This is a genomic window from Plebeiibacterium sediminum (assembly GCF_026013605.1).
GTDB lineage: Bacteria > Bacteroidota > Bacteroidia > Bacteroidales > Marinilabiliaceae > Saccharicrinis > Saccharicrinis sediminus.
In genome coordinates, this window is sequence record NZ_JAPDPJ010000015.1 from 22834 (window position 1) to 45082 (window position 22249).

The 22249-nt window shown below is 32.5% G+C and carries 17 protein-coding genes and 1 tRNA gene; 9 read left to right on the forward strand and 9 right to left on the reverse strand.

From position 1 onward, the window contains the following. Window positions 1-105: 105 nt before the first annotated feature. The 8 genes from OM075_RS08545 to OM075_RS08580 form a co-directional block, all read right to left on the reverse strand. On the reverse strand, window positions 106-369 hold the full coding sequence (locus tag OM075_RS08545) for a hypothetical protein (RefSeq protein WP_301190078.1): 264 nt from the start codon (window positions 367-369) through the stop codon (window positions 106-108). A gap of 79 nt (window positions 370-448) precedes the next feature. After that, window positions 449-1921: a hypothetical protein gene (locus tag OM075_RS08550; RefSeq protein ID WP_301190079.1), complete on the reverse strand. Its 1473-nt coding sequence runs from the start codon at window positions 1919-1921 to the stop codon at window positions 449-451. Next, window positions 1914-2930, reverse strand: coding sequence for a S41 family peptidase (locus OM075_RS08555; RefSeq protein WP_301190080.1), 1017 nt, complete (start codon window positions 2928-2930; stop codon window positions 1914-1916). The genes OM075_RS08550 and OM075_RS08555 overlap by 8 nt, the downstream gene beginning before the upstream one ends. A gap of 6 nt (window positions 2931-2936) precedes the next feature. Further along, window positions 2937-3731: a hypothetical protein gene (locus tag OM075_RS08560; RefSeq protein ID WP_301190081.1), complete on the reverse strand. Its 795-nt coding sequence runs from the start codon at window positions 3729-3731 to the stop codon at window positions 2937-2939. Between the two features lie 61 nt (window positions 3732-3792). Further along, window positions 3793-4638, reverse strand: coding sequence for a hypothetical protein (locus tag OM075_RS08565; protein WP_301190082.1), 846 nt, complete (start codon window positions 4636-4638; stop codon window positions 3793-3795). Continuing rightward, a complete protein-coding gene (locus OM075_RS08570; RefSeq protein ID WP_301190083.1) occupies window positions 4638-5258 on the reverse strand; it encodes a hypothetical protein in 621 nt (206 codons plus the stop codon). Before OM075_RS08570 ends, OM075_RS08565 begins: the two co-directional genes overlap by 1 nt. A gap of 178 nt (window positions 5259-5436) precedes the next feature. After that, on the reverse strand, window positions 5437-6804 hold the full coding sequence (locus tag OM075_RS08575; RefSeq protein WP_301190084.1) for a hypothetical protein: 1368 nt from the start codon (window positions 6802-6804) through the stop codon (window positions 5437-5439). A 315-nt stretch (window positions 6805-7119) separates the two neighbouring features. Further along, a complete protein-coding gene (locus OM075_RS08580; protein WP_301190085.1) occupies window positions 7120-7878 on the reverse strand; it encodes an acyl-[acyl-carrier-protein] thioesterase in 759 nt (252 codons plus the stop codon). 321 nt (window positions 7879-8199) lie between these two features. On the opposite strand from OM075_RS08580, the gene OM075_RS08585 reads away from it, so the two are divergent. From OM075_RS08585 to OM075_RS08610, 6 genes are all read left to right on the forward strand, one after another. Next, window positions 8200-9720 carry a rhamnogalacturonan acetylesterase gene (locus OM075_RS08585; RefSeq protein WP_301190086.1) on the forward strand — a complete coding sequence of 507 codons (1521 nt, stop codon included), beginning with the start codon at window positions 8200-8202 and terminating at the stop codon, window positions 9718-9720. Window positions 9721-10045: 325 nt separating this feature from the next. Beyond that, a complete protein-coding gene (locus OM075_RS08590; RefSeq protein ID WP_301190087.1) occupies window positions 10046-11941 on the forward strand; it encodes a methyl-accepting chemotaxis protein in 1896 nt (631 codons plus the stop codon). Window positions 11942-12268: 327 nt separating this feature from the next. Continuing rightward, a complete protein-coding gene (locus OM075_RS08595) occupies window positions 12269-12895 on the forward strand; it encodes a carbonic anhydrase (RefSeq protein ID WP_301190088.1) in 627 nt (208 codons plus the stop codon). Window positions 12896-13585: 690 nt separating this feature from the next. After that, window positions 13586-14422 carry a formylglycine-generating enzyme family protein gene (locus OM075_RS08600; protein ID WP_301190089.1) on the forward strand — a complete coding sequence of 279 codons (837 nt, stop codon included), beginning with the start codon at window positions 13586-13588 and terminating at the stop codon, window positions 14420-14422. A gap of 161 nt (window positions 14423-14583) precedes the next feature. Next, window positions 14584-15078, forward strand: coding sequence for a hypothetical protein (locus OM075_RS08605; RefSeq protein ID WP_301190090.1), 495 nt, complete (start codon window positions 14584-14586; stop codon window positions 15076-15078). Window positions 15079-15628: 550 nt separating this feature from the next. After that, window positions 15629-16837, forward strand: coding sequence for a glycoside hydrolase (locus tag OM075_RS08610; RefSeq protein ID WP_301190091.1), 1209 nt, complete (start codon window positions 15629-15631; stop codon window positions 16835-16837). Between the two features lie 316 nt (window positions 16838-17153). Here the strand turns inward: OM075_RS08610 and OM075_RS08615 are convergent. Further along, window positions 17154-17228: transfer RNA gene (locus tag OM075_RS08615), tRNA-Arg, on the reverse strand. 318 nt (window positions 17229-17546) lie between these two features. Between OM075_RS08615 and leuS the strand changes: the two genes are divergently transcribed. The 3 genes from leuS to OM075_RS08630 all read left to right on the forward strand — a co-directional run bounded on the left by leuS (window position 17547) and on the right by OM075_RS08630 (window position 22193). Beyond that, entirely contained in the window at window positions 17547-20333 is a 2787-nt protein-coding gene (leuS, locus tag OM075_RS08620) for a leucine--tRNA ligase (RefSeq protein ID WP_301190092.1), read from the forward strand. Window positions 20334-20420: 87 nt separating this feature from the next. Next, complete coding sequence (locus tag OM075_RS08625; RefSeq protein ID WP_301190093.1) at window positions 20421-21281, forward strand: YitT family protein; 861 nt, start codon at window positions 20421-20423, stop codon at window positions 21279-21281. 51 nt (window positions 21282-21332) lie between these two features. Continuing rightward, a complete protein-coding gene (locus OM075_RS08630; RefSeq protein WP_301190094.1) occupies window positions 21333-22193 on the forward strand; it encodes a YitT family protein in 861 nt (286 codons plus the stop codon). Window positions 22194-22249 lie beyond the last annotated feature (56 nt).

Consider the following 22249-nt stretch of genomic DNA (forward strand, 5'->3'; position numbering starts at 1 on the left):
TGGGTTTAACCTATTCAAGTTAAGAAAGATTTTGCAATGGGTATAAAAAAAGTAAGGGAAGCTTTATGCACAAAACCTCCCTTACCATAACATTATAATTGTCTATTATTCAACTTCTATCTCAAGGTCTGTGATGGATTCATCAAACACAAAATTTTCTTTATAATTCACAAATTCATTTTCAAGCGATAAACAATACTCACCCGGCTCTTCGTATTCAAATTCGTAACCTGATTTTAAATCCAACTGAGAAACAATGTCAACCTTTTTAAAATCGCCTTCTATTGTTAATTTTATATTGGCTTTATTCGATATCTCTCCAATACTGGCCACATCATTAAACTCAACCCAAATTTTTATTTTATACATACAGTCTCTTTTTTCATAAACTTTTCCAAATTACAGAAAAGTCTTTTATTGTTTTTTGGTTGCAAAAATACACAATTGATTAGATTATAAATCTAGATGTAAAATTTACCATAATTACAAAAAACAACAATAATAAAATAAAAACTAAAACCGGATTACATCTTGATGTTAAATAATAAGTATCTTTTTTATTTAAATAAAATACTGATTCTAATACATCATTCTTATTATAAACTTCATTTAACACATATCCTCGATTATCAATGATACAAGATAATCCACACCAAGAAGACCTTACTAAATATTTATTAAAAATAATTGCATTACAAACTGATAATAATCTAGTCAAATTTTTATAGTGATAATTATTAAGAAATGGCTCTCGTGCAATTACAAATAAAGCACCAACCTCATCTTTTAGTTTTTCCTTAAGATTTTGCTCAAAAAACGATTCATAACAAATTGATACATGGATTGAATCTGCATGCCAGGCAAATATACTCTCATTATTATCAGGTGTAATATAAGTTTCTGAAAGATAATTTTTATAAACATCTAAATTCTTTATACCATCTAACATTTTAGGAATTTCTTCTCCCAGAGGAACCAATACATCCTTATACCTCGTTTTAACAACATCATCATTAATTAGTACAGCTAAAACTTGTTGCTTACCCCATGTTGTTAAATTAGCTCCAAGAATTGTTATAAGAGAATCTTTTTTATACTGAAGGTTATTATTTATTATTGACTCTATTATCTTATTATCTTCCGGATTTTCATTATTTAGATTGATAACCAATTCTGGAAAAACATCATAGCAAACACCTTTTGTTATAATATCATTATTTGATTCTATGATTCTATCCTGAATTTGTTCTATTTTACAAACACTGCTGTAACTATGAATCTTTACTTTACGTGCCTCATTTGTTGGCATAGGAGTGTCTGAAATAATTAAGGATATAGTAATGGGTAGAAATATTACTGCAACAATTATATATAAGTATCTAAATGATTTAAAGCCTTTTCGCATAACAACCCCAATCTCATATGTTATTAAAACGTTAACAACAATCACCCATAATGAACCTCCCAAGACTCCAGTATGATTATACCAATGTATAATTGAAGCATTATTTGCTAATAAAATACCTAAGTAACTAAATGGTGTTTTTAAAATCCATTGAGAAATAAAATATTCCATCAAGATCCATAAACATATAAAATATACACGTTTAAATTTCAAATTAGATAGTAAAACAATAAATGGCAATAGCTCTAATACAGTAAAAACTCCAATTAAAACCGGGATATAGACTTTTACATCTTCAATATAAAAAGAATATAGAAACTGATAATTAAAAGCATTCCAAAGGATTAAAAATAGAATCGTCGCTAATAAAATTTTATAATTATTGATTTTTTCTTTATTATTAAAACAATATAATAATGGAACTAAGCTAATAAAAGATAAATAGTAAAGAGAATATGATGCACAAACCATTAACCCAGAAACAACCCCCATTATAAGATATTGTTTCTCAATCATTTCTTTGCAATACCTCAAGCGCTTTCTCCAATTGTGGATCAATACCTGTTTCTCTATGTTCATTTTCCCAAAAATCATTATTTCTTATAACTTCAACATCCGGATTAATTCCATCTTCAATCGTCTGTCCTTCCAAATTATAAATTTTTGTAAACGTATAAGTAAGTCCCCAACCATTTGGTAAATATACCGAGTTTATAGTTCCTCCTCCGCCTCCTGTTTTTTGACCCACAAAAGTACTATTAGTTAAATCTTTCAATACCGATGCCATAAAATTACCCATACTATAAGTATTATCATTAATTAAAACAACTTTAGGTATTGAATTTGATATGATACCTTTTCCATTTAAAACCACTGAGAACTTTCGAGTAAAATCCTGCCGATTAATCCCATTACGATACTGCTCATAATAAGCAATCCTTGTAGCATCTATAAAAATATCCAACAACTCCAAGCCTGTTGTATATCCACCTATGCAATCTCTTAAATCTAATACAAAACCATTTTCGTAATTATAATCACTCAACGGCAAACTGCTACCTGATATTCCTTTGAAATTATTCAATACTCTTAGATAAGCAATTTTATTAGGTAATTGACCTAAATGAAGACTGTCATATTCCTTTAAATTAGTTAAATAATAAAAACCATAAACCATCCCAAAACTAATTTCAGGAACTTCTAATTCTGATTCATAACTAATTCCATAATCATTGTTAATACTTATCCTAACATGCCGATCATGAAATAGATCAATAATTTCTTGGTATAATTTTTTAGCTTCCTGATCACTTGTAACTTTTTCAAACTTGGTATAATAATTTTCATATACTGCATCCCAGTCTACACTTTTCTCCTTAAAAAAAACGTAGCGTTCATTAAGAATATCCCAAAATGATTGAAATGTATTTAAATAGCCTTCTTCTTCATTAAAAAGATTATCGGTACATGAATAAGTTATTACCATAAATAGCAATACTACTATTATATCTTTCAGTTTTATCATTTTATCCTAAAATCTAATACCTATTCCAAATTGATGCTGCATATATTTCTGATTTTCGATACCTTTTGAATAAGTATGATTTTTATATCTGTATAAAAAACAAACATTCATTTGGTTTATAGGTACTACAACTTTTAATTCGTAATCAATTTGAATTAATCTACCAATAAAAACTAAATCATTGGGATGTAAATAATATGAAACTGAAGGTTTGACATTGTTTGATTTATATGGAGCTTCAGGAAAATATCCTCCTCCAACAAATGGAACACAAACAAAATTTTCTATAACAATATCTTTTAATTTAGTCTGATTTCTTAATGTAAAATCAATCCCGGTAGTCCATCTGCCAAAAACATCTGCACCTAATAAACCATTATCGTTATTAACCTTTTCAGAGACTACATACTCGGCTTCTGATTCCAGTAAACCTCCAATGTAAAATTGATTTACATAACAATGCGATTGATTAAAAATTTCCCATTCATTACCAACTCCGCACTTTCCTCCGTAAAATACATACATATTCTGACTTCCATAAACATTTACATTACGATTTAATCCCCCAGTATTAAAATCAATAAGCAAATAACTCCTATGATTATTATGGTTATCATTTTTGGCTATAGAATATTGTAAACCAATGACTCTACCTTTAACCCCGTTAGGAATAGTCTGTTTATTGTTATATGCAACACAACCCAGCTTAAAACTCAATTCATGGGTAATTTCATGATGCTGCCCATAAACAAACAACTGAGCACATAACAATAATAATTGTGTAATAATTATTTTTCTCAATGAAATCAGAATAAAACTCGTCATAGCTAAGAAGCTATGACAAGCTTAAAAACATTCTTAATTAATTATTAATCTCTTTTACTAAAACCATAGGTAAAATGGCATGACTCTCACCAAATACTCTATAACTAGTACTATCAAGTTCTGCTATTTCAATATTTCCCCTCAGTAATGTTACATAAGCCAAAGCTTTATTAGGGATATTATCAAATAACTTACTATTCAACACTACTTCTCCATCATCCTCTTTAATAACATCAATATTCCTTACATAAGTAGCTTCATCTTCATCCTCAGAAAGAACAGTTCCAAGCCATTCAACAATTACAACCAAACCATTTTCGTTATTAATATCTGCATTCCACTTTAGAATAAAATTATCGTAATAACAATATGGATATAACTCTTGTGCTGTTTCGATAGGGGGTGATAATATTTCAACTAACTCAGGAACATACATTTCTATTGCCACTGTATCTACTGAAGAAGCACTCTTTAATTTACTATTTGAGCTTAATATAAATTTCACATCCTGACCATACCAACTATTAAATAAATCATGTCCCTTGGTAATTGGCGCACTCTTTAAATTACTAACCCCTGCTAAAACATCGTGATTATTTGCTGTAAAAGCAATTTGTTTAGTACTCTTCAAACCATTTTCTTGTTCTACAAAAATTGGAACTAGTTCCTCATCAGATAAAGAATTCTGTTTTACAGAAGAATACCCAGCCAAATAACTATCATTATTAAAGTAATTACTATAAACAGAAGGTTCCGTTGCCAAAACACACTCTTTCACCTCATTATCAATTACATTTGAAACGCCTTGTTCGCTATTTTGTTTTTCTTTTTCACAAGAAAATAAGATAATTGCGAGTATTACCAATATATATATATTCTTCATTACAAAATTGCTTTTAAATATTTACCATCTTTATACATTAAAACTGGCTTTGGTTTTATTATGCCCCCGTGATATCCATTTGATACCTTTTTATAAACCCCCTGGATAACTCCACTTTGTGGTGAATCCAACTGATTTGCCATACTTGATTTTGTCCACACAACATAACCTTCTCCCCCATTCCTATCTGCATGTAATCCACTTTTTATTTCAACCTTAACTTCAAATTCTTTTTTAGAATTCTTAGGAGTATAAATATTATTTATACTCCAGGTCCCAAGATCACTATGATTTGATTTTGTATAAGAAGTAGTTTTACTAGTTGTTCCTGAGCATCCATTAGCTTTTACTACAACTTTAATTATTGATTTTGTTTGTTCATAATGTCCTCCAAAAATATCCAATAAAGAAGCAATATATTCACTATTGGGATACACCGATGAATAAGTTAGCAAATCAGAGATATTTTCTGGATGTTTTAATTCTATATATTGATAATGGATATCATCATTTTTATTCCACCTACATTCTGGTGATTTTTGTGGTGTTCCAATGCCTTTGTCCTTACAACTACATAACATCAGTATAAACATGCTATAAAGCAAGATTTTTTTAATCATTTTATTATTTTTGCAATGAGAGCTGCAACTCTCATTAATTACTATACTTTGTCTCCAACGTTTGAAATATTTCGGTATTTTAGGCTTGGAGGCTTTTTCCTTTTCCCGCTACTCTGAGACTACTATTGTTCGTCACAAAACAGAAGTTGATACTATTTACATTTTTAAAATATTTATTTTATTGTTCATTATTACTACACATCCCATTCTCAAAATCCTCAATAGTAGGATTGTATAAATTGTGATATACATAAAACTCATCGGGTACATGAGCTTTTATAGCATTAGAAATAGGACAATAATCTTTTAATAGAGGATTTGCTAAAGCTGATTTTTCATACCCTCCTATTACTAATTTTTTATTTATCGCAATTAGTTTTTCCAAACCGGCTAAAGAAGCCAGATTAGGATTGCTTGTTATGAATATTTCATCTACACTTTCTAAATTCTCCAAACCTTCAAGTGATTCAATATTTTGCATTTCTGCAATACTTAAATGCTTCACTCTTCTTAATGATTGTAATCCATAAAGGTTATATACAGAAGGATTACCTGTTAATAAGAACTTTTCAAGTTGCATATATTGGGATAAGCCATTTAGATCATTTATATTTTTACAATATTGAATTGAAACAGAAGTTACATAATTCAATTCTGATAAAAAATCAACATTATCAATTTCATCACAATAACTTATATCAACTGAACTACAGGCTATATCCTGATTAAAACAAAATACTTTGCAATTTAAATTTGATATTGACAATGTATTTAGGGTTGAAACAGTTGGTATATTTATGGTATCCAGATTTATCAATTCTGACACATACAATTTTCCAATATAACGTAGAGTATTAAGATCTTTTATTGCCCTAAGCATTGGATTATTTGTAATTGTTAACGATTCAACTTTGCGGATATTATTTAAATTACTAATTGACTCCAATTTAAGATTACCTGATATATTTACCCTTTCTGCTTCCTCTATACTATCAAGTCCTTTTAAACAATTTAGTTTTTCATTTTCGCTAATATCAAGAGTTTCAACTTCACGAACTCCTTCCAATCCATTAAGATTAGTCAATAAATCACAATCAGACACTGACAAATAAGAAAGTTTATTGATCTGATCAAAACCTTTTAATGATGTAAGTTTCGGATTAACTGAAATACTTAAACTACTCAATTCTCCTTTAAGGATTTTAAAATCAGGTAAGGATTTTAGTACATAATTATCACAAATGCTTATTCCACTATCAACAGCGACTATATTTTCTAATCCATCTAACGATACAAGCATAGGATTATTCTTAATAATTAACTTTCCTCCAATATTTTGCAATAAACTTAAACCTTCCAGATTATTTATAAACTCACCCGATATAATAATATCTCCGGGAATAGAGGCATAATGAAAATTATCAACTTGTTTTTGGGATGTAATTTCTAATCTTTTAGGAATAGGATCATTTTCATTACACGCATAAAGTATCACTAAAAAAAAGAAAGATATACCATATAAGATATATACTCTTAAAAGATTCATAAGTATAGAATTGGGTTAACAATCTTGGTAGTTAAAGATGTTGTCAATATACAAGCTAAATCAATCTAGCTCATAAATAGAACATCAAGGCAAAAAATTAATTTAAATACACTAAGTAGTTATATTGTAATTGTGTGTGTGTTTTATTCTCATAATCAAATTTCAGCTCTGGTTAATAACGGATTCAAATGTAATTTATTTTTTTTTACAAAACAAATTTTAACAATAAAATCATGTAAGTAACCACATGAGTATTCAGACCTTAATACTAAATATAATGAAGATTAAAAAAACTACTTCAACAATCTCCTATGGTCACTTTCTACTCACTGTTAACCTCACACTAAAAACCGATTTTGAACTCGCTTTATTTATTCCACAAAAATATATTTCATTTTTGAATTCAGGCTGCAATTGATGGATATTACTATAACATTCTACATCATCATTTAAAAAGGCTTCACCTAAAAAGTTGATATCATACTCAATAACAGTGTAAGAACTATGATATTTAAATGGAATTAAATCTAAAATCCACTGCGAATACTTAAAATTATTGACGTGCTTGCTCAAATCCAGATCGCTGTTTTTAACCACTACAGTTTTAAGTAAATCCATATTTTCAGGAATCTTCAGTTTATCTGTTGTAAAAGGTAATGTATAAGCTGCACCAGGATCAAACTGTTCATCAAACCCATGATGAAAATGTGGTTTACGGTTTTGAGCATCTAAAATCATCCAGCTGGTGGCACATTCCCCTATCCTTTCATCTTTATAATAAATTTCAAAGTTTCTATCCGCAAAACATCCTTTACCTGGTTTTGGATAGGTTTTAATGAACACCTTCTCCTTCCATTTGGGCCAATAGGTCATCTTTAACTTTTGCCGAATCAATACCCAAAAGGTATTATTGTTAATCATATCCTCGTAACCATAGCCAAGCAGCGCTGCATGGTCGTAGGCAATATCCTGCAGCAAGCCCAGCAATCCGTATAAACCCAGTTGCTTATTGCTGTTTATTAAAAGACTATTTATGGTGTATTCCTTTTCAAGAACTAAATTCTCTATATTCATAACTCAAAAATAAAGCTCGAAGTTAGAATATTTAAGCATAAGAATAAATGCTTTATTTAAAATGATGTATCTGTACATATAAGCATTCAATACTAAAGACTTAAGTTCTAAAAATTAAATGTAAAATAATCCACTTTTATGTTCAACGGTACCACTGAATCACTCAAAAAACACAACTAAACAATTCACTATCTACACATTACAACAATAACACCCACTTTTTGAAGCCATATTGTAAATTTTAATTATTTCTGACAAAATATAACTTTGGCCAGGGAATTAATCTAATAAACTATCTATAATCAATATAAGACTTAGCAAATGAACAAACTAGCGTTAATTGTTTTAACTATTTTTATTACAACCTCCTTTTTATCCTGCAGCAATAAGGATAAAAAAGATGCTACCTCTAAACCAACAGTATACACCATAGGTGATTCAACTGTTAAAAACGGACAAGGCGATGGATCTGGAGGATTATGGGGCTGGGGAGACCCTATACGACAGTATTTCGATTTAGAAAAAATCAATCACGAAAACCATGCCCGAGGTGGCACCAGCACTAGAACTTACCGATCGTTGGGACTATGGGAACCTGTACTTGCCAAGTTGAAAAAAGGAGATTTTGTAACCATTCAGTTTGGACACAACGATAACAGTGCCATTAACGATGAAAAACGTGCCCGCGGAACTATTAAAGGTATTGGTGATGAAACAGAGGAAATTGATAACATGCTTACCGGTGAACATGAAATTGTACACTCGTACGGTTGGTATTTAAAACAATTTATTCACGAAATTAAGGATAAAGGTGCCACTCCTATAATTATTTCTTCTATTCCTCAAAATAAGTGGGAAGACGGAAAAGCCCGTAGCTTTAAAGACACTTACGCAACCTGGGCACGACAGATCGCAACTGCAGAAAATGTAACTTTCATTGACCTTAACCATAAGATGTCAGATTACATGGAGAAATTAGGTCCTGAAAAAGTGATGAACTACATGTTTTGGGAAAAAGACAAAACACATCCATCGGCTAAAGGCGCTGTTATTGCAGCTTCATTGGTGGTTGAAGGTATCAAAGAAAATCAGGAGTGTGCACTTAGTGAATATCTATTAGAGAACCCTGTAATTAACTTCCCTGTTAAAAAGGATGTGTTTATTTTGGGTGACTCTACTGCAGCTTTTGGTAATGACTCTGCCATTGGTTGGGGACGAATGATTCCTATGTATTTTGATACCACAAGAGTTATTGTACATAACAAAGCTCGTGGTGGTCGTAGTACGCGTACTTTTATGAATGAAGGTCTTTTAGATTCAGCATTAATCAAAATGGGTGAAGGAGATTTTGCTCTGATTCAGTTTGGTCATAATGATGATTCTAATCCCGGGGCCCCAAAATACAGAGGAACGATTCACGGCACAGGTAATGAAACAGAAACGGTATCACTTGCCGATAGTACTACTGAAGTTGTTCATACATATGGCTGGTATTTAAAACTATATATTGAAAAAATTAAAGAAACAGGGGCTACCCCTATTGTATTGTCGCTTACTCCCCGTAATATGTGGAAAGACGGTAAAGTAGACAGAAGACACCTGAACTATTGTAACTGGGCAAAAGAAGTTGCAGACTCAACCGGAGTCCTTTTCCTTAATATTAACGAACGTATTGCCAACAGATATCAGGAATTAGGACCTGATGAAGTAAGCAAATTGCACCCCAAAGACCACACGCATACCTCAATGGAAGGTGCTCGCCAAAATGCGCTTGATATTGCAAAAGCCATTCGCGAAACACGAGATTGCAAACTAAGAGGCTACATAGAGCTTCCAAACTAATTAATTATTGAAATTCACTGGTGCTTAATTCTTTCTGGCATCAGTGAATGCTTTCCTTGCCTCACCCAAAACATCTCATTACTTATCAAATTATCCCTTATTCACTTCTCCACCTTTTGGAGTGAATCTCCATTTTACATATCTCATTATAAACAAACAGATTAGCTATTTTAGGCAGGCTCATCATATGTATACCTTAACAATACTTAACTAAAAAACAGAATTATTATAGAGCAATAATGCAACCTTATTAAGATGTAATAGGTAAATCAAAACCAATAAACATACGCCCCCCCCGTATACATAACAAACAAATTACATCAAAATGATAAAAATTAATAACATCTCTATCAGGAAGAGACTAAACCTTATGTTAGGTGGATCGGTTATAGCCATCATTCTATTTATTTGTATTTTTTCAGTGTTTTATTCTCAAACCCAATTTGGTAAAATGTTAAATACCAATATGTCATCAGAAATGGAAAACCTGAACTCTTTAATTGACATTGAAACATCAGAAAAACATGCATCCATAGAATCATCTGCTCAAATGATATCTGAGATTTTTGAAATTTTAGATATCCAAACAGATGAAAAAAATACCAAGGAAATTAATACCATTAGTATTATTGATTATACGAAGCAAAAAATAAAAATACCAACAGTTACATACAATGGAACTCCTTTTTACAAGGATACTACCTTGGTTGATCATTTGGGTGAGATAATAGATGGTACAATTTCGTTTGATCAGCGAATTAAAGGTGGTTTTGTTTGTACTTCAACAAATGTTAGAGACGATAAAGGTAATAGAACAACCAATTTTTTCATACCTGAGGGGTCAGATTTAGGCAAAAAACTATTAAATAAAAAGTTATTTATTACACATCAATTATTTTTGGGCGTAAGATATTTAACTGCTTATTTACCTGTGGTTAAAAACAACGTTGTGGTTGCTGCAATTGCTATTGCTATTGAGCAAAACGATATTCACTTATTAAAAGAAAAATTCTACAATAAAAAGTTTTTAGAAACAGGCTATGCTTTTTTAGTAAATAAAGATGGAAAATTATTAATTCACCCTAATCAAAAACTAGAGGGAACCAGCGTAGCCGAAAACGATTTTTTTAAAACAATGTTAACCTCAAATGAAAATAAAGGTCAATTTGATTACAACTACGGCGGCGAGGATAAAATATTGTTTTATGAGTACAATGAAATGATGGAATGCTATATTGTTGTTAATATTCAGGAAAATGAATATTCAGCAGTAGCACGAAAAGCCACCCTTATATTTATAATTGTACTTTTTGTGGCCATCATTCTGTTTTTACTCATTGGAGGCTATATTGTAAACACCATTAGAAAACCTTTAAATGCCTGTGTTCATTTTGCTGATGAAATTTCAGCAGGTAATATATTAGCAAAACTTGATATTAATCAAAAAGATGAACTTGGCCAGTTAGCTACATCACTAAAAACCATGATTACTAAACTTAAGGAGGTTATAAACGGCATCCGACTTAGTTCTGCAACCATTACCAATGCAAGTGCTATGGTTAACGAAGCCTCTCAATCGCTTTCAAACAGTTCCAACGAACAGGCATCTACTGTTGAAGAAGTATCTTCTACTATGGAAGAAATGGTTAGTGCTATAAAAGAAAACTCTCTAAATGCTGACAACACGAATAAAATATCCATTGAAGCACAAAAGGTTATGGAGAGTGTATTTAATGAATCAAATAAACTAACAAATGCAGTAAAAGATATATCAACTAAAATAACCGTTATTAACGGAATTGCTATGCAAACCAACATACTGTCGTTAAATGCCAGAGTTGAAGCAGCAAAAGCTGGCGTTGAAGGAAGAGGTTTTAGTGTGGTAGCTGAAGAAATTAAAAAATTGGCAGACGTAAGTAAAGATGCGGCTACGGATATTATTGGAATTACTAAAACAAGTTTACAAATAGCCACAAGTACCGGTGAACAAATTAATGACTTAATGCCTAGAATTGTTGAAACGACAAACCTGGTAAGCGGAATATCGGCAGCCAGTAACGAACAGTATAATGGTGCTGAACAGGTTAATTTTTCAATGCAACAAGTCAATGAATCTATTCAATCAAATGCCAGTTCAAGTGAAGAGTTATCAAACAGCGCACAACAACTTACTGATGAAGTTCAGAAAATGGAAGAGTTAATATCTTTCTTTAAACTTTAAACATCAAAAGGTTTATCACTTACAGTTAATTTCAGTAATGGTAAAACTCAAAATATGATCATTACAAATCACTTTTTTTTTGCAAGAGTGATTTGTAATTTCCTATTCAGGATATTTAATCTCTTTCGCTAAAAAATTCTTAAAAATAAGATCAATTAAACCACATTTCTTTTCGCCTTCCCTTGTCCATCATTTTTATTTCTGGCATCATATAACATTTCCATTACCCCGCTAAGCTTAAAAATATTTTATTTAATCTATATTCGCAATAAACCAATCCTCTTCAACATTGTTAGAAATTATATACTATAAAAACAAGAAGCATAGATGGATATTAAGCAAATATTTAAGAACAACCAAAACTGGGTTCAGGAAAAATTAAGTATCGACTCCAATTACTTTAAAAACTTAACAGAAGGCCAAAGTCCTGATATTTTATACATAGGATGTTCCGATAGCCGTGTAACTGCTGAAGAACTTATGGGCGTATCGGCTGGTGAGGCTTTTGTACACAGAAACATTGCCAATATGGTTCCCAATACCGATTTAAGTGTAATGTCGGTAATTGATTATGCTGTTTTGCAACTAAAAGTAAACCATATTGTGGTATGTGGTCATTATTATTGTGGAGGAGTTAAAGCTGCCATGCAATCGCAGGATCTGGGAATTCTCAATCCATGGTTAAGAAATATCAGAGATGTGTACAGAATGCATAAAGAGGAACTTAATGCAATTACAGACGAGGAGCAAAAGTATAAAAGATTGGTTGAGTTAAATGTTGAAGAACAATGTATTAATGTTCTTAAAACTGCCGAAGTTCAAAGAGCTTATCGCGAAAGAGGCATTACAGTTCATGGATGGGTATTCGATATTCACTCAGGCAACTTAATTGATCTTAAAATTGACTTCGATAAATTATTAGATAATATCATGGAAATTTATCATCTGGATTAACAAAAAACAACCATCTTAAATTGCTTCTTAGTTTTTATTATCATCTTATACAAACCATTTTATGGGTATGTAACGGAGCTTCCATTTATGAATATTCAGAAATTAAACAGGTAATTCATCTACTAGCTACAAAACAATAACTAATAGCAGAAAGCTCCGTACCACCTTAACATTCAATTTGTATTCATATTGGTAGCTGTTCGGTTCCTATAGGCCTATCCCTATCCGAACACAACCCGAACACAGACCTACCACACCCGAACGCGACCCAAAGCCATACCGAACCCGTATCCAATCAGTCTCCAAAATGACATTTTTTTGAATAATTTTTGCCCATTTTAGCTATTTTCAGAATAATTTTCCTCGTTTTTGGCTTTTTTAGGAATAACTGAGTGATTTTAGCCCATTTTTGACTCAATATTAAAACCACACACTTTTATTTCACACTATTATTCAAACACTTACAAAGACCAAAAGTCACAGTAAAATTACTGTTATTTTTTAGTCCACATTATTCATATATATTAATTATCAAAAGTCAGAGCACAACATACAATTGTAGTACTTAATCTTTAACAAATGAATTAGCACTAACTTAAAAATCATAATAACATAGCGTTATTGCAATAAAACGAATATATTAAACGTTACATTGGTAGGCATTAAAGTTCATAACCTAAAACTAAAAAAATGAAAACACTACTATTCATCTTCATTGGATTACTATTAATCCTTAACCTTTCTGCTCAAAATAAGAAGCCTAAAGAAATTAAACCTAAGAATATGGTTTTTATACCCCAAGGTAATTATGTAGATACTTTTAATCCGAATAATGATACGGTAAGTATATATGCATTTTGGATTAGTAATGAAGTAACAAACGCTGAATACAAGGAATTTTTAGATTATGCAGAAACACACCCAAACGAAGAGCTGAGTTGGGTTAATCTTAAACATCTGAAATCTATTAAATACAGGAATTTATCAACATCGTCTATTGATAGAAAAGAATTCACAGAAAGTATAAAGTACTCAGAAATATTCGAATTACTTATAGATTTAACCAAACAACCCTATGGAGACTATTTCACAAATAAAAAATATTCAAAATATCCGGTTGTTGGTGTTTCTCAAAAAGCAGCTACATGGTATTGCGCCTGGAAAACTGAATTGGAAGCCAGAGAACATAAAGAGAAAGGAAAACCTTTATATTTTGGGTACCGATTACCTACCGAAAGCGAATGGATTTACTTAACAAGTCAAATTCAAACTATAAATAACGACGATAATAAAAAAGAAATCATGCCTTCTAAAAAAGGTAAAATTGAAGTATTAGGTGTACGACACTTACTTGACAATGTCGCTGAATGGACTTCTACTGGTTCAAACAATGAAGACTATCAATTGAAGGTTGTAAAAGGAGGTTCCTGGACTAATAACCAAGGAATTTACGATAAGAAACTATATACTGAAAATACAACAAAGAAAGATGTTGGTTTTAGAATTGTAAGGCCATATACGTTGTGAAAAAAGCAATTTTCTAATTCCTGATAATTTTTTTTAATCTATGCATACTTTTCTTTTTACTCTGAAAAACGAAAAGTATGCATACAATTGAGCACTTGACTTATATAAGGTATATAAAAAATATGATGGAGTTACTTTAAGGTAATCTACTTTAAATTAAGATGAAACAAATAATCTACATATCAATTTTCCTATTTCTTTATTTTACTGGCTCAACACATATAAAAAACAATCCAGATGAGAGTAAAGAAATTAAACTAATCAGATTTGATAAATTGAGTGAGGAAAACTTATTTAATTTTGTTGACTCATTGATATATAAAGTAGTTATGTATGATTCCTCTTTTGTTGATTCCACTTATTTACAAAATTTAGATAGCCGTGAAATCGCATCCTTAAAAAAACGTATTGAACTTGGATATAAAACTAATCCAGAACCTATGATTTTATTAAATGCGCATTCTGTTGAAAACAAAGAAATACTTAAGAAATTCAAAATGACAGATGTCTTAAAAATTAAATATCTAACTACAGAACAAGCTTCTCCAAATTATGGCTACCATGCTTTAAATGGTGTAATTGATATTTCAGTTAGAAAAAAGAAATTTAAGAAAGAATGGAAAATTCATCTAAAAGAACTTTTATTGAAGGCTTAATAATAGGAATTACAATTGGAATTTTTGCGGGACTAATGTTCTTCTTTTTCTAAATTATAAGCAGTCTCAAATTATATATACAATTATTATCTGTACGCCAAACATTCAAGATTTCCAATAACACAAACCTTTTTTATGCAACTATTATAAAGGCGTTAAACAGCAAATCTGCTTTGGAATTCATATGGTCTATCAAATAATAAAAGCATTACAATTATATTAATCCGGCGAATTCAACCTATCTAAAATTCCATTAATGGCTAACAACAACATACCAGGCTATTTTAGCCGTTGTTAAAAATAATCATTACTACAAAACTCCTTTACATTTCTCACCAAAAACATAACAATCTGTTATTTACAACTTTAACACTCGTTATATAAGTGGAATTTTTAAGACTCCCATTACAAATATTTACCCCTTCATTTTTTAATACATATTAACATTTTACATCATTCATTGCAGCATTAACAACATTTGTTCTATCTCTGTTAACAACAAAAAACGAATTTTACGGTCAGTTCACTTTTAAAATTTAAACGATTAAAAATGAAAAGAAATCTATTATTCCTGGCTACAGCAGTTACCCTACTGCTATTTAGCTGCTCAAAAGATGAAACACTTCAAGATATTGAAGAGAACATTCCTAAAGGTACTGCCACAATTAATGCCTCTTCTACCCAACAATATATTAGGGGTTTTGGTGGTGCAAGTATACGGGGCTGGATACCCGACTTAACATCTTATGAAAGACAAAAAGCTTTTGACCCTAATAACGGTATGGGGTTAAGTGTGCTACGTGTGCGTGTTTCACCAACTCCTTCTGAATGGATTAAAGAAAAACCTACTATTGATGCAGCAAAGCAATATGGAGCATCAGTAATAGCAACTGCATGGTCTGCACCTGCATGGATGAAAGACAATAATAATTTAGTAGGAGGTAAACTAAAATCTGGCAACTACTCTTCATTTGCCAACCACCTTAAAAATTTCTGCACTGAAGTTGGTGGCGTAGATGCTATTAGTCCATGGAATGAGCCAGATTGGGAATGCGGTTACGAATCAATGCATAACTCTGCTTATGAAATTGCATCTTTTATACGTAATTATGGGGCAAATTGTGGTGCACCAGTAATGGGGCCTGAATCATTAAACATGAATGAATCATTAACTACAACAGTGGTTAACAATGCTGGCTCTAACTTAAAATATGTTTGTGGTCACATATATGGCAAAACCCCATACTACCATAACTGGGGCAAAGAAGTTTGGATGACTGAACATATTACAGATAACAGCGCCAATAGTGGCAATGACTGGGCTAGCGCCATGGAGACTGCAACAGAAATCCACAACTGTATGAATGTTGGCTGGAGTATGTGGGTACATTGGTACCTTCGCCGTAGCTATTCCTTAATTGACGAAAACAGTAATGTTACCAAACGTGGTTATGTTGTTACTCAATTTGCTAAGTTTATCCGCCCTGGCTCAAACAAAATTTCATGTACAGCTAATCCTTCAAGCGGGGTTTACACAACTGCATATAAAAAAGGCTCTAAAATTGTTGTTGTGGCCATTAACACAAACTCAGGATCGGTATACCAGGGCTTTAATTTAACTGGTGCTACAGTATCTGGTTTTGACCGTTACAGAACAACCAGCAGCTCTAACCTGGCACACGATAGCTTTAATGTGTCAGGAAGCTATTATGGCATTACTTTGCCAGGCAACAGTATTACAACACTTGTATCTCGTTAAATTATACATATTTTTGACTATTGGGGGCTGCTTTTATTGAAGGCAGCCCCCTTTATATTTTTTCTTCTCTCCTATTTTATAAAAAAGATGCTGCCGACATTACGCTATTCCTATCTGATATAGCAATAATTTGAATTTAACTTACATCCTACTAATTTAAATCAGTAAACATGTTAGTCAATAATTAAACAACAAATGCGACAGAAAGTGGCAAAAATAAGTTATTCAGCTAATTTTTAAAACTTCGACAAATACGGCCAAACCCTTCATTATTAAAGAAAAAGGCATAAAAAAAAGCGGTCATTACTGACCGCTTTGGTGACCCCTACGGGATTCGAACCCATATCGCTGGAACCGGAATCCAGTATTCTATCCATTGAACTAAGGGGCCTATTGTGGTGGGCACAAAATACTTATTATAATGTCTGTATTTTTTAAGGACGCGCAAATTTATAAAAACTTTTGAATTATAACCATGATTCATTGTTGATTCAGCATGTGACATACCTAAACCTATGCTAACAATACACTAAAACAGCATATCCTATTCATCATATAACATATAATTACCCCGCATCCTTACCGAATTATATAAACTCATGAATCAAATCGTTAAGTATTTATAAAAGATTTTATAATTTCGCAGATTCAGGGTTAAACTTGGTTTAACATTTCATTTATCATCAGAATTTGATACGTAAATAATAATATGGAATACAACTTTAAAGCCATAGAACAAAAATGGCAGAAGCAGTGGGTAGATAACAAAACTTACAAAGTAGAGATTGATAAAAACCGTCCAAAGTTTTATGTTTTAGATATGTTCCCTTATCCTTCGGGAGCAGGGTTACACGTGGGACACCCACTGGGATATATCGCTTCTGATATTTATAGTCGCTTTAAACGATCAAATGGATTTAATGTATTACACCCAATGGGTTATGATGCATACGGATTACCTGCTGAACAATATGCTATTCAAACAGGTCAACATCCACAAATTACAACTGATACCAACTTAAAAAGATATAGAGAGCAATTAGATAAAATTGGTTTCTGTTACGATTGGGATCGCGAAATCAGAACTTGTGATCCTGAATATTACCACTGGACTCAGTGGGCATTTATTCAAATGTTCAACAGTTACTATTGCAACCAGGCAAAAAAGGCAGCTCCAATTACTGAATTGGTAGAGGCTTTTAATGCAGTAGGAACACAAGGATTAGATGTAGCTTGTACCGAAGAGCTTGAATTTACAGCTGATGAATGGAAAGCTAAATCAGAAACTGAACAACAGGAAATATTATTAAACTACCGTTTGGCTTACCTTGCCGACACTATGGTAAACTGGTGTCCTGCACTGGGAACAGTATTGGCAAACGACGAAGTTAAAGAAGGAATCTCTGTTCGAGGAGGTCACCCTGTGGAGCAAAAAGTGATGCGTCAGTGGTTATTACGTGTTTCTGCTTACTCAGAAAGATTACTGGAAGGTTTAGATAAAGTTGACTGGTCTGATTCGTTAAAAGAAATTCAACGTAACTGGATTGGTAAGAGTGAAGGTGCTCAAATGAAGTTTAAAGTAAAGGATTCGGATATTGTGATGGATATCTTTACCACTCGCGCAGACACTGTGTTTGGAGTAACATTTATGGTTTTAGCACCAGAAAGTGATTTAACTCCGCTATTAACTCAACCAGAACAAAAAGAGGCTGTTGACGCCTATATTCAACAAACTAAAAAACGTACAGAACGCGAACGTCAGGCTGAGGTAGATAAAGTTACCGGTGTATTTACGGGTTCATATGCAATTAACCCGCTATCGGGAGAAGAGGTACCTATCTGGGTTGGCGATTACGTGTTAGCTGGTTATGGAACCGGAGCTGTAATGGCTGTTCCTGGTCACGACTCTCGCGATTTTAAATTTGCTCGTCAGTTCAACTTACCAATTGTGCAGGTAGTGATTCCAGAAGGTGAAGAAGCTACAGATCCTGCAACTTGGGAAGATTCTAAAGATTCAAAAGCCGGAACTGTAATTAATTCTGACTTCCTGAATGGTTTAAGTGTTCCTGAGGCTATTGCTAAAACAAAAGAATATATCCGTGAGAAAAAAGTAGGTGATGTAAAAGTGAATTATCGTTTACGTGATGCAATCTTTAGTCGCCAGCGTTACTGGGGAGAACCATTCCCTGTGTATTACAAGGATAATTTACCACAGATGGTGGATGAAGCAGATCTTCCTGTACAATTACCTGAAATTGATAAGTTTTTACCAACTGAACAAGGCGAACCACCTTTGGGACGCGCCAAAAACTGGGTGTATAAAGACGCTTATCCATTGGAATTAAATACTATGCCTGGGTTTGCCGGATCATCAGCATATTACTTACGTTATATGGATCCTAAAAACGACACTGCATTAGTGGGTAAAGAAGCTAATGAGTACTGGCAGGATGTGGATTTATATATTGGAGGTACTGAACATGCTACCGGTCACTTAATATATTCACGTTTCTGGAACAAGTTTTTATACGACTTAGGTTACGTGGTAAAAGAAGAACCATACAAAAAGTTGATCAACCAGGGAATGATCCAGGGACGTTCAAACTTTGTATACAGAATCAATGGTACCAATAAGTTTGTTTCATTAAATCTTAAAGATCAATACGAAACTACAGCAATCCACGTAGACGTAAACATTGTAAGCAACGATGTTTTAGATACTGAGAAATTCAAGAACTGGAACCCTGAATATAAAAATGCGGAGTTTATTCTTGAAGATGGTAAATACGTTTGTGGCTGGGCTGTAGAAAAAATGTCGAAATCGATGTTCAACGTGGTTAACCCTGATGACATCATTGAAGACTTTGGCGCAGATACCCTGCGTTTATATGAAATGTTCCTAGGACCACTTGAGCAAAGTAAACCTTGGGATACAAATGGTATCGACGGTGTTCATAAATTCTTACGTAAAACATGGCGCTTATTCTTAAACGCTAACGAAGAATTTGAAATCTCAGAAGAAAAAGCAACTAAAGATGAGCTAAAAGTACTTCATAAAACCATTAAAAAAATCACTGAAGACATTGAGAAGTTCTCTTTCAATACATGTGTTAGTGCATTTATGATATGTGTTAATGAGTTAGGTTCATTAAAATGTAACAAGCTCGAAATATTAGACCCATTAACAGTGTTACTCGCACCTTTTGCTCCTCACCTGGCAGAAGAGTTATGGAGTTTATTGGGACATGAAAATACGGTATGCGATGCTCAATGGCCAGAATTTGTTGCATCACATTTGGTTGAATCAACATTTAGCTATCCTGTATCGTTTAATGGCAAGATGCGTTTCAAATTAGAAATGCCTGTTGATGCTCCAAATAATGAAATTGAAGAAGCGGTTAGGAATCACCAGAGCTCTCAAAAGTGGCTCGAAGGAAAAACAGTGAGAAAAATCATAATCGTTCCTAAGAAAATAATCAATGTGGTAGTGGGTTAATCTCACTACCTTTTCTTTACTTTGCCGAAAATTTTAAAACACTAATAATCAGACTACAAAAGACTGATTTATATCATATTTTTGGCAATGACTAAACAAATTTTCTTTAGAGAAGTAAAGTCATATTTGATATTGACTTTTGCACTATGTGTAGCAACACTTGGCTGGTCCGCATTTATCATTCCTTCAGGAATTGTAGGTGGAGGAATTACAGGACTAGCCAGTACTTTTCACTTTTTATGGGGATGGGATGTCGGAGTTGTATCTCTATCCATCAACTCCATCCTTGTTCTTTTAGCCATCAAACTATTAGGCTTTTCGTTTGGTGTTAAGAGCGTATACTGCATCACAGTATTCGGTATACTACTATCTGTTCTTACTAATTATTTCCCAAAACCTGTCACTGAAGATAGCTTTATGGCCACAATTATAGGAGCCACGCTTGCTGGTACAGGTGCCGGAATGATCTTTGTAAATGGAGGAAGTACCGGGGGTACCGACATCATTGCAATGATTATCAATAAATATAAAAACATCAGCATTGGCCGTCTGCTTTTGCTTTGCGATATTTTTATTATTTCCACTGGGTATATTGTTTTTCACAACATTGAAATTGTAATGTATGGTTTAATTACCATGGCTATTTTCGGATACTCTGTTGATATGGTAATAACCGGTAACAAACAGACTGTTCAGCTGTTTATAATCAGTAAAAAGTATAAAGAGATATCTGATTACATAGTAAAAAACACAGAAAAAGGCTGCACCATACTGGATGGCATCGGGGCCTACTCCGGAGATGAAAATAAAGTACTTATGGTCATCTCTAAAAAGAAAACCTCGAGTATTCTATTCCGAATCATAAGAGACATAGATCCGGCAGCTTTCGTAACAATGAGTTCTGTATCCGGTGTTTACGGAAAAGGTTTCGATCAGATAAAAGTATAATCACATTTAATATTTTATTATCTCAATAAAGATATTTATAAACACAAATCAATGACTACAGGAAAAATTATTCAGGAAATCAGATCCTATATAACATTAACCATTGCGGTATGCATTTCTTCATTAGGTTGGGCAGGCTTTATCATCCCTTCCGACATTATTGGAGGTGGAATTACCGGATTATCAACAACTTTTTACTTTTTATGGGGATGGAATGTTGGTATTACATCATTGGTAATTAATGCCTTTTTAATTCTTCTTGCAATAAAAATATTAGGCCTCTCCTATGGAGTAAAAACGGTTTATTGTACTGTGGTATTTTCTGTATTATTATCCTTTCTTACACAATACTTTAAAGAGCCCCTCGTAAGTGATGTATTTATAGCTACTTTAATTGGAGCCGCACTTGGTGGTGTGGGTACCTCAATATTATTTATAAATGGCGGCAGTACCGGTGGTAATGAAATCATTGCCATGATAATAAACAAATACAAAAATATTAGTCTGGGCAAGCTGTTACTTATCATGGATGTAATTATTATTTCGACTAGTTATATTGTATTCCATGATATTGAAAAAATTGTATACGGATTAATTACCATGGCCATTTTTAGCTACAGCATTGATTTAGTTATTTCCGGAAACAAACAAACAGTTCAATTCTTTATTATTAGCGAAAAATATGAAGAACTTATGGATAAGATTCTGATTGATGGCAATAAGGGTGTAACCATGATCGATGGCATTGGCGGTTATACCAGAGAGCATAAAAAAATACTTATGGTCATCTCCAAAAAAAGAACATCATCCATCGTTTTTAAAATCATTAAAGATATTGACCCTAAAGCATTCATAACAATGGGAAGTGTTTCCGGAGTTTACGGACAGGGATTTGAAAAGATTAAAGCATAACATTTTTCCTTATTTTACACTTATATTCTAAATAAAAACCTTGATTTATTATAATC

Excerpts from the sequence above, each read along its gene's own strand:
- OM075_RS08545 (WP_301190078.1), bottom strand. The coding sequence starts at position 369 with ATGTATAAAATAAAAATTTGGGTTGAGTTTAATGATGTGGCCAGTATT.
- OM075_RS08550 (WP_301190079.1), bottom strand. The coding sequence starts at position 1,921 with ATGATTGAGAAACAATATCTTATAATGGGGGTTGTTTCTGGGTTAATG.
- OM075_RS08555 (WP_301190080.1), bottom strand. The coding sequence starts at position 2,930 with ATGATAAAACTGAAAGATATAATAGTAGTATTGCTATTTATGGTAATA.
- OM075_RS08565 (WP_301190082.1), bottom strand. The coding sequence starts at position 4,638 with ATGAAGAATATATATATATTGGTAATACTCGCAATTATCTTATTTTCT.
- OM075_RS08570 (WP_301190083.1), bottom strand. The coding sequence starts at position 5,258 with ATGATTAAAAAAATCTTGCTTTATAGCATGTTTATACTGATGTTATGT.
- OM075_RS08575 (WP_301190084.1), bottom strand. The coding sequence starts at position 6,804 with ATGAATCTTTTAAGAGTATATATCTTATATGGTATATCTTTCTTTTTT.
- OM075_RS08580 (WP_301190085.1), bottom strand. The coding sequence starts at position 7,878 with ATGAATATAGAGAATTTAGTTCTTGAAAAGGAATACACCATAAATAGT.
- OM075_RS08585 (WP_301190086.1), top strand. The coding sequence starts at position 8,200 with ATGAACAAACTAGCGTTAATTGTTTTAACTATTTTTATTACAACCTCC.
- OM075_RS08590 (WP_301190087.1), top strand. The coding sequence starts at position 10,046 with ATGATAAAAATTAATAACATCTCTATCAGGAAGAGACTAAACCTTATG.
- OM075_RS08595 (WP_301190088.1), top strand. The coding sequence starts at position 12,269 with ATGGATATTAAGCAAATATTTAAGAACAACCAAAACTGGGTTCAGGAA.
- OM075_RS08600 (WP_301190089.1), top strand. The coding sequence starts at position 13,586 with ATGAAAACACTACTATTCATCTTCATTGGATTACTATTAATCCTTAAC.
- OM075_RS08605 (WP_301190090.1), top strand. The coding sequence starts at position 14,584 with ATGAAACAAATAATCTACATATCAATTTTCCTATTTCTTTATTTTACT.
- OM075_RS08610 (WP_301190091.1), top strand. The coding sequence starts at position 15,629 with ATGAAAAGAAATCTATTATTCCTGGCTACAGCAGTTACCCTACTGCTA.
- leuS (WP_301190092.1), top strand. The coding sequence starts at position 17,547 with ATGGAATACAACTTTAAAGCCATAGAACAAAAATGGCAGAAGCAGTGG.
- OM075_RS08625 (WP_301190093.1), top strand. The coding sequence starts at position 20,421 with ATGACTAAACAAATTTTCTTTAGAGAAGTAAAGTCATATTTGATATTG.
- OM075_RS08630 (WP_301190094.1), top strand. The coding sequence starts at position 21,333 with ATGACTACAGGAAAAATTATTCAGGAAATCAGATCCTATATAACATTA.